This is a genomic window from Candidatus Hydrogenedentota bacterium (assembly GCA_018005585.1).
Classification (GTDB): domain Bacteria; phylum Hydrogenedentota; class Hydrogenedentia; order Hydrogenedentales; family JAGMZX01; genus JAGMZX01.
The window spans coordinates 1-9297 of the sequence record JAGMZX010000042.1; the positions used below are offsets into that span (position 1 = coordinate 1).

General features: G+C 65.1%; 7 protein-coding genes. 4 read left to right on the forward strand and 3 right to left on the reverse strand.

Features of this window, described 5'->3' with window-relative positions:
* The first annotated feature begins 418 nt into the window (after positions 1-418).
* From KA184_09280 to KA184_09295, 4 genes are all read left to right on the forward strand, one after another.
* A complete protein-coding gene (locus KA184_09280; protein ID MBP8129762.1) occupies positions 419-658 on the forward strand; it encodes a hypothetical protein in 240 nt (79 codons plus the stop codon).
* Between the two features lie 122 nt (positions 659-780).
* On the forward strand, positions 781-3333 hold the full coding sequence (locus KA184_09285) for a hypothetical protein (protein MBP8129763.1): 2553 nt from the start codon (positions 781-783) through the stop codon (positions 3331-3333).
* 76 nt (positions 3334-3409) lie between these two features.
* Entirely contained in the window at positions 3410-4147 is a 738-nt protein-coding gene (locus KA184_09290; protein MBP8129764.1) for a hypothetical protein, read from the forward strand.
* Between the two features lie 37 nt (positions 4148-4184).
* Positions 4185-5399, forward strand: coding sequence for a hypothetical protein (locus KA184_09295; GenBank protein ID MBP8129765.1), 1215 nt, complete (start codon positions 4185-4187; stop codon positions 5397-5399).
* A gap of 102 nt (positions 5400-5501) precedes the next feature.
* Here the strand turns inward: KA184_09295 and hisC are convergent, their stop codons facing one another.
* The 3 genes from hisC to murA are packed head-to-tail and all read right to left on the reverse strand — an operon-like array spanning position 5502 to position 9143.
* Positions 5502-6560, reverse strand: coding sequence for a histidinol-phosphate transaminase (gene hisC / locus KA184_09300; GenBank protein MBP8129766.1), 1059 nt, complete (start codon positions 6558-6560; stop codon positions 5502-5504).
* Positions 6557-7849: a histidinol dehydrogenase gene (hisD, locus tag KA184_09305; protein ID MBP8129767.1), complete on the reverse strand. Its 1293-nt coding sequence runs from the start codon at positions 7847-7849 to the stop codon at positions 6557-6559. The genes hisC and hisD overlap by 4 nt, the downstream gene beginning before the upstream one ends.
* 40 nt (positions 7850-7889) lie before the next feature.
* The gene (gene murA, locus KA184_09310) at positions 7890-9143 is read right to left on the reverse strand and encodes a UDP-N-acetylglucosamine 1-carboxyvinyltransferase (protein ID MBP8129768.1); all 1254 of its coding nucleotides are present in this window, start codon (positions 9141-9143) and stop codon (positions 7890-7892) included.
* Positions 9144-9297: the final 154 nt, after the last annotated feature.

Below are 9297 nucleotides of genomic sequence, written 5' to 3' on the forward strand. Positions count from 1 at the left end.
GTGGTGCTGGCGCTGGCGCTGGGCGTGGCGGTGCTGCCGCGCGTGCGCCGGGCGCGCCAGGACTGAGCCCCCCGGGCACAAGGTGAATCTCCGGGGCCTCGCGGGCAAACGCCCGCGGGGCCCCGTTCCTGTCTGTGCGGGAAATGCATGCCTGTGCGAGGGCCGGACGGGGTACAGAGAAAAAGAGCGTGCCGCATCTTGAAATTGATCCCCGTGTACAGATAAGCTATCGGCGCGGTTGTGAAGGGCCATCGCCCTGAGCATGGCGCAGGTAGTAATATCCTGCACGACAGGGGATAGCAAACGCCGTCGCGGGTCTCGCCTCGCGCAGTCCAAGAGGATGCGGAACGAGCCGGCACTAGAAATGCATGATCGGGATGCTGGGACCAGGCCAGGAAGGAACGGAAGGATTGACCACATGAGTATGTCGAAGGATTTGCTTCGATTCCTGAATGATGTCCTGCTTGAAAAATTTGAAATTCAGGGGGACGCCGCGGAATCCACAGAAGAAATTCTGAAGCGTTACCCGAATTTGCTTCCCGAAGAGGCGGCGGCGATTGTCGCGCGCAGCGACGCGCAACTCATCGGCCTCGGGGTTCCGTACACAAGCAGGTCGTGCTGGTTTACGTGCGGCGTGTCTTGTGCCCGCACGACTTGAGAACGCAATCACGCTTTCGAGCCGCCCATTAGTCACAGCTATAATTCCCGGCGTGCAAATGTTCTTGCGCGCCGGGACTTCTACTTAGCGGCACACGCTGGGATCGGAGGACGCGCGACCAGATGCCGGAACCGCACTCGGAGGACGGCCTGCTGAGAGCAGTGCACGCCCTGTTTCACCCCGCGCAAGTCACATGCGATGAACTCTGGTTGCGCGTGCGCCGGGAACGGCTGCGGCCCGAAATCCGCAGCGGCTGGAAGCTGCACGTCTCGGCCACGCCCGCAAACTTCGAGCCGTTGTTGGCCGCCGCCTTGCCGGTATTGGACGCAAGCGGTCTGCCGTTCAAGCTGGCGCGTTCCATCGAAACGCTGGAAGACCTGAACGACGGACGCTATGGTCTCACGCAAGTCGGCAAGGCGATTACGGTGTACCCGCCGGATGAAACAGCGGCCGCGGCACTCGCCGAAAACCTTCGCGAAGTGCTGCGCGATTTCGACGGACCCGCCATTCCCACGGATTTCAGGCCATTCGATGATGCCCCGCTGTACTGCCGGTTCGGCCCCTTCGATTTTCGGGTGCGCATCGATGCGCTCGGACAGAAGCAACGCCTGCTAGCGCATCCCGAGAGCGGCGATGTCGTTGACCCCGCTGACGGCGGCGATGCGGCCCCGGTCATGCCCTCCCTCTTGCCCTATCACGAGCCTGCCGACCATCTGGCATTCCTCCGGACGGACTATTTTTTCGTTCGGCTGCTGCAGATCACGGCCAAGGGCGCTGTATTTCAGGCGATATTGCGGCGCGCGCCGGATGCCGGATTTTTGCTGGCGAAGACCGCCAGGAAAGGGACGAACGCCGACGCGTTCGGCCGCGATGCGCTGTGGGGCGCGCGCAACGAGCAGAACATGCTGCGCATGCTCGCCGATGTGACTGGCGTTCCTCCCTGCCCCGAGCTATTGCCGGACGCAGACCGGACCGTCGCCCTTGTGCGGCCATGGCTGGACGGCGCCACGTTCTGGGAGCGATGGACCGCACCTGACGCTCGCACGACAGTGGTCAAGCAGCAGCTGGCCGCGATGTTGCGCCAACTGATGGCAGTCGTGGACGAAATTCACGGGCGCGGCGTTATCGTGCGCGACCTCGCGCCCGCCAATCTGCTCGAACGGGAAGGCGGCGTCGTAGTCCTGGACTGGGAATTGGCACACCCCATCGAATCGGATGCGCGTCCCTATCGCAGGGGCACGCCGGGATTCTACGATCCGGCGCGGGATCGCCTTCATGCGCCCGACGTGCGCGACGATCACTACGCGCTGCTTGCGCTCGCGTTCATGACGGGCTCTGGTACACACCCCATTCTATTGCCCACCGGTCTCTGCAATACGAGCGCGCTGAAGACCTTCTTCCCTGAGTCAGTCCTTCCCCACTTGGAGAACGCGCGGACGCATCTGGACAACGCGGCGGAATTCTCCCGCGCCTACAAGGGCCTGCTCGGTGCCATTTGCCCGGAGCGCGAGTCGGCGCGGGAAGTATCCTCGCAGGTCGACAGAGCCGCCTTGCGCGACGCGTTATGGCGCGATGTTCTGGACACTGCCGGCGCCTTGGAACAAGGCATCGCCGATATCGACGATGTGACCGTCTATTCGGGAATGGCCGGACGCATGATCACGGCGGCGGAATGCGGCGTGGAAGCGCTTTGCGAGCCCGCCGTCATCGACCGGTTCCGGCCTCTCCTGTCTCGCCTCATGGACGAAGCCGCGGCCGTGGGCCATATACCAGGCATGTATTTTGGGCTTCCCGGGGTTGCGCTCGCCGCCACGGTACTGGGAGGGCTCTGGGAAGACCGTGAAATCAAGGATGCAGGGCTGCGCGCCCTGACATCGTTTGACCCACCGGAAGCGGCACCGCCGGACGTCTGCCATGGTCTGGCGGGTTATACCCTGTCGCTTCTGGCTGCGCACCGCATTGCCGGCGCGGGCGCGTGTCGTGAAACGGCGGTGGTGGCCGGAAAGACGCTGTTGCACCGGGCGGTGCGCGAGAAAGACGACGTGTTCTGGCCGTGGCCAGCCGGCCCCTACGGGACGCTGTCCGGCGCGCAGCAGTTCGGGTTCGCGCACGGAATCGCGGGTGTCTGTTATGCGTTGCTGCGTTTGTACGAGGCCGCGGACGGAGAAGCACACCGGCGTGCTGCTGAAGATGCGATCGATACGCTGGCGAGGTCTGCGCGGCCCTTGGAAAACGCCGGGGACGCCGTATGGTGGCCGGTGTCTGCGGAGGACGAGACCGCATGGAACGCCTGGTGCCACGGTACACCCGGCGTCGTAAAGACGCTGGCGTTGGCGACAACGGTTCTGGGCCGCGGCGCAGACCGCGAACTCCTGCTGCGCGCTGTGCGCGGCATGCATGCGGCGAACAACCCTGGTTTCTGCCTGTGCCATGGCATCGCGAGCCGCCTGGATGCGGCGCTGGACGCCGCCACGGCGTCTCCGCTCGCCGCGGAGGCTCACCGCGACGCCGCCATCCTCGCGGCGCTGGACCTGCCCCGCCTCGAGAACGCTGCGTGGCGCCTGGAACGCGGCGGCCGGGCGCGCGGGCTCATGACGGGCGCCGCGGGCGTATGGCGGACGCTACTGCGCTACGCAGGCGGCCTCGAAAACCCGTTCCGCAGCCTGCTGCCCTGAGCCGCGGCGATTGCATTTCCCCGGGATAAACCCGCATGATCGCGCATGTGAGGCACCACCGTATGGAGCAACAACAATGACGCATCGCGCCTATACCGAGGTCGGCCCGGGCACGGCCCGCTTGGGCAATGCGTGGTGGGAGCGGGCGTGGTCCGCTTTTGTGGGCAATACAATCGAATTGACACAGCGGGCCGGGCAGTTTCAGTGGCTTGCGGGCGGCAGCCCCGAGTTTCAGATCCATTGTCCGGACCGATTCTTCGGCATCATGGACCTCGGCGATGTGGAGTGGAGCGAGGAATGTACGCCGCACGCGGCGGGGCTGGTCTTGCGCAAACAAGGCCCCGAAGGCGTCGGCGTCGTCATCTGCACCTATGCTTTTCACGACCACCCGGGCATGCTGCGCACGTTCCGCGTGTACAATGCCGGCCGCGCGGCAGCGGACATCACGGAGGTAAGCGTCGAGGTACTCTCGTTGCGGGACTGCGAAATCAGCGTGCATTCGAACGCGCCGCGGGCCGTCTTCACGGCGCAGGACCACGGCCTCGCCATCGAGATTGAGGAAGACCCGGATGCCGTTTCGCTCACCCCGGACGGCACCCATTACGCCATTGTGACGCCGGGGCCCGGCTTGCTCCTGCCCGGGTCGTACTGGGATGGGCCGGCGGTGCGGCTAATCCCGTTCACGGGAGACCCGGGCGAACACATCGAGCGGCTGTGCGCCACGTTCGAAGACCGGGTTTCCTCCTTCCGGTGTTGGCAGGCGCGCCGCGCCGCGGCGCAATCACGCGAAGACGAGGCCGCCGCCGACAATTGACCGCGCTGCATACCGCCGCGCCAAAGGAACGCCACGCATGACGAGACGGGAACGTGTGTTGAAGGCCCTGGCATTTGAAGAGACAGACCGCGCGCCGCTGGATCTCGCGGGCATGGCGTCGACCGGCATCAGTTGTTTCGCCTACCCGAGCCTTGTCTCGGCGCTCGGGCTGCCGGCGCGCCGGCCCCGCGTGTATGACACGGGCCAGATGCTCGCCCTGCCCGACCTCGATGTGCTCGATGCGCTCAACATCGACGTTGTCACCGTCATGCCGGACTCGACCAACGCATTCGACCAGCCGGGTCTGTGGCACGCCTATGATTTCAACGGCCGCCTCCCCGCGCTCGTGCGCGACCCGGGCATTTTCGAGCCGCAGGCGGACGGGACAATCACGCAGCCGCGCTACGGGCGCAGCATGCCGCCGTCCGCGCACGTATTCGAGGCGGAACACGGCGGCCAGCCCTTTGACCTCGTCGGTGAAATCCCCCGGCCGGACCTGACGCGCCTGTGCGAGCAGATTGCCGCACATCCCTTCGAAGCCGAAGAAGCCCGGCGGATTGCCGAACACTGCCGCCGCGCGCGCGAGGCGACGGACCGCGCGATTCTGTTCTGCGGCCCCGGCGCTGGCATCGGCATCGGAGGGTTCACGGGCATCGCCTTGTTTCCGTTGCTGTGCATGACGGAACCGGATTACGTCGCGCAACTGCACGAAACCCTGACGCAGCATGCGGTGGCAACCCTCGAAACGCTGCTGCCCCTGATCCACCCTTACATCGACGTGTATCTCGTCTCCGCGGACGACTGGGGCACTCAGACCCAGTTGGTCGCCTCGCCCGAAACCTATGAGGCGTTGTTCCTGCCGTATTACCGGCGCGTCAATGACGTCATTCACCGGTTTGCGCCCGGCGTGAAGACATTCCTCCACTCCTGCGGCGCCGTCTACGGCCTCATCGACCTGATCATCGCGAGCGGGTTCGACGTGCTGAATCCGGTGCAGTGGACGGCGGGCGGTCACAGCTTCCGGGACTGGAAGGACAAGGCGCGCGGGCGCATTGCGCTTTGGGGTGGCGGTGTAAACACGCAGGCCACGCTTCCCTTAGGTTCCATCGCGGACATCGAACGCGAGGTGGCGGAGGTTACGTCGTACATGAGAAAAGACGGCGGCTACGTGTTTTGCGCCATCCACAACCTGCTCGCGGAAATCCCGGGCGAAAAGGTAGCCGCCATGTATCGTGCGGCCGCCGCGACGTGAGCCTTGCGGGAGAAGCGTCCCGCGGTTGATGACAGGACTGATGGCGCCGCCTTGCCTGGCCTTCGAAGGGAAGAGGCATGCCTCGCCGCCATGGAAAATGCATCATGCGCGGCGGGCCAGGATATCCTCAAGCGCGGTGATGAGCGCTGCGCATTCTTCATCCGTGCCGATGCTGATGCGCAGCGAGTCGCTGAGGCGGCGCAGATTGAAATAGCGCACGAATATGCCGCGCTCACGCAGTGCCTCGAAGATTTCCAGCGCCGAGGGCACGCCCGTCCAGCGCGCCAGCACAAAATTCGCCTGAGACGCGCCAGCGGCAAAGCCCAGTCGATGCAGGTCTCCCATAAGCCGTGCGCGGGTCGCGCGCACCTTCGCAACGTTTTGCTCCATGTGGGCGTAGTCTTCGATGGCGGCCAGACCCGCCGCTTGACTGACCGCATCCATATTGTACGAGTCCTTCGTCTTGAGGAACTCTTTGATAAGCGCCGGATTCGCAGCCGCGACGCCAATGCGCATGCCGGCGAGGCTGAATGACTTTGAGAACGTGCGCATTACGACGACATTGTCGAAGCGGCGCGCAAAATCCATGCAGTTATCGTCCGCGAAATCGACGTACGCCTCGTCGATCACGACGACGCCGTTGAATCCCGCGCAAAAACGTTCGACATCCGCGCGCGGCGCGCAATGGCCGGTCGGCGCGTTCGGCCGCGTAAAGAAACACATGCGCGCCTGCGCCTTAAAGAACGTTTCCGGCAGCGCGAAATCATCGTCGAGGTCCACGGACAGCAATTCCGCGCCGTGCAGCCTGCAGAGGACCTCGTAGAGGCTGTACGTCGGGTACATGGCGAGCACGCGGTCACCGGGGTCCACGAAGGTGCGCACGGCGAGCGCGAGCAACTCATCCATACCGTTGCCCGCAATAACCCAGTCGGCATTGGGGCACCCGTAGCGGCGCGCGCACGCCTCGCGGAACGCCGTCGACAGGGGGTCCGGATACCGGCGCAACTGGCCGGCGCTCAGCGCGCGCAACGCTTCGAGCACGCGCGGCGACGGCGGGTACGGGTTCTCGTTTGTGTTGAGCTTGACAACCTGCTCTGCACGGGGCTGCTCGCCGGGAACGTAGCCTTCCACGTCCCGCAGTAGTCTGCGCGCGTACTTCACAGCCGCACCTCGACGGCGCGGGCGTGCGCGTCGAGCCCTTCCGCCTTGGCGAAGGTGATAATATCTTCCGCGTCGGCGCGCAACCGTTCACGCGAGTAGTAGAGGATGTTCGTCACTTTGCGAAATTCCTCGGCGGACAGCGGCGATTGGTACCTGGCGCGTCGGCCCGTCGGGAGGATGTGGTTTGGCCCGGCATAGTAGTCGCCCGCCGCGACTGGGGTCCAACCGCCCAGCATGATCGCGCCTGCGTTGACTACGCGGTCCGCGAGTTTCCGCGGGAACTCGACCTGAATGCTCAGGTGCTCCGGAGCAATCAAATTCGTCAATTCAACGGCTTCGTCCATGTTGCGGACAACGATCGCCCGGCCCCGCTCCTCGATGGACCGCTTGATGATGTCGCGGCGCGGCGCGCGCTGCAGTTCTTCCGCGATTGTCTCGCGCACTTCCTCGACCAGGTCCTCGGACGGCGTGATGAGAATTGGCAAGGCCGATTCGTCGTGCTCCGCTTGGGCCAGCAATTCCGCGGCAACGTGAACCGGGTCAGCTTTCACGTCGGCAATCACGACGATCTCGGACGGCCCCGCTTCACTGTCGATCTCGACCCTGCCGCGCACGAGCGACTTGGCCACGGTCACGTAAACATTGCCCGGCCCGGTGATCTTCACCACGGGCGGGACGGTCTCGGTACCGTACGCGAGCGCCGCGACGGCCTGCGCGCCGCCTATACGAAACACGCGCGTGGCGCCGGCGAGCCGTGCCGCCGCGAGCACAACGGGATGAATGCTGCCGGCGTGCGAGGGCGGCGAGACCATGACAATCTCTTTCACGCCGGCCACGCGCGCGGGCACGATATTCATCAGGACGGACGAAGGATAGAACGCCTTGCCGCCCGGCACGTAGACCCCGGCACTCTCAATGGGCGTGATCCGCTGGCCGGCCACTGTGCCATCCTCGTACGTCTCCTCCCACGACTCTCGCAGGTTCTTGATGTGGAAACGCCGGATGTTCTCGTGGGCGCGTTCCAGAATGGCGATGAGACTGGGGTCAACGGAGGCGACGGCAGCCTCGATTTCCGCGGGTTTCACTTCGAATTGATCGGGGCTGAGCGCGACACGGTCGAACCGCTCCGTGCATTCGGCTATGGCCGCGTCGCCGTTCGTCCGGACCGCGTCGATGACCCAGCGCACGGACTCCCGCACGTCCTGCAGTGTCTTTTCACCCGCGGCAAAACTCAGCTTGCGCGCATAGGCCTGCGCGTCGCGGAACGCGGCATCGTCGCGAATGACCATGACCTGCATCCGGGGCCTCTCCCTGTAAAGCGCCTGCTCTTTACTCGTGGACTCGTTCCACATCCGCGCCCAGCGTGGCCAGGCGTTCCTCTATCCGTTCGTAACCGCGGTCTATATGATACACGCGCGCGATGGCGGTCTCTCCCCGCGTGGCCATCAACCCGGCGATAACCAGGGCGGCGCTGGCGCGCAGGTCCGACGCCATGACCGGCGCGCCGGAAAGGTGCTGGACGCCCCGCACGATGGCCATATTGCCTTCGAGCGCGATGTCGGCGCCCATGCGCACCAGTTCGCTCGCCTGCATGAACCGGTTCTCGAAAACAGTCTCCTTGATATGGCTGACTCCTGCCGCGCACGTCAGAAGCGCCATCATCTGCGCTTGAAGGTCCGTGGCGAAGCCGGGATAGGGCTGGGTCGCCACGTCCACCGCTTTCAATCCGTTCGGCGCGGCTATACGGATACGTCTACCGTACACTTCCACATCCGCGCCGGCCTCGCGCAGCTTGTCCAAAAACGCAACCAAGTGTTCCGGGCACGCGTTCGACACGGTGACCTCGCCGCCCGTGGCCGCGCCGGCGGTCAGGAACGTGCCCGCCTCGATTCGGTCCGCGATAACCGCGTGCTCCACACCGGACAGAGCCTCTACGCCGACCACCGTGATCAGGTCGGTGCCCGCGCCGGAAATACGCGCGCCCATTCCGTTCAGGAACCGGGCCAGGTCTTCAATTTCGGGTTCGCGCGCGGCGTTGCTCAGGCGCGTCACGCCCTGCGCGCGGCAGGCAGCCATCATGATGTTCTCGGTCGCGCCCACGCTGGGAAACGCCAGCGTGATGTCCGCGCCGGTGAGCCGGCCTTCCGCCAACACATAACCCTCGTCTATGCGTATGTTGGCGCCGAGCGCCTCGAGCCCCTTCAGGTGGATATCCACCGGACGCGTGCCAATGGCGCAACCGCCCGGCAGGGACACGCGGGCCCGGCCGAAGCGGCCCAGCAGCGGCCCGAGCACGAAGAACGAGGCGCGCATCTTGCGCACGAGGTCGTAAGGAGCTTCCGGCTGGGCCGTGGACGGCGCGGTCAGCGTCATGTACCGGCCCGTGAACTCGATATCCACTCCCATGGAAGAGAGGATCTTGTCCATCGTGAACACGTCGTGCAGACAGGGCACGTTGTGGAGGACGCACGGACCTTCGGCGAGCAGGGCCGCGGCCATCAGCGGCAACGCGGCGTTCTTCGCGCCACGCACCTGCACATCCCCTTTCAGGGGTTTTCCGCCGCGGATGAGAATCTTATCCATGGGCTGTTGTCCGAGCGGCCTTCGCGTGCGCGGCCGGTAACAGAGGGCCCGAGAGCACTCGCCGTTCTATCCCCCGCACCGCCGATTGCATCAGGACTACTGCGATTCCTCCGTTGCCGTTTCCTGCGTTTCCGCGGGCGGCTGTTCCACCGGA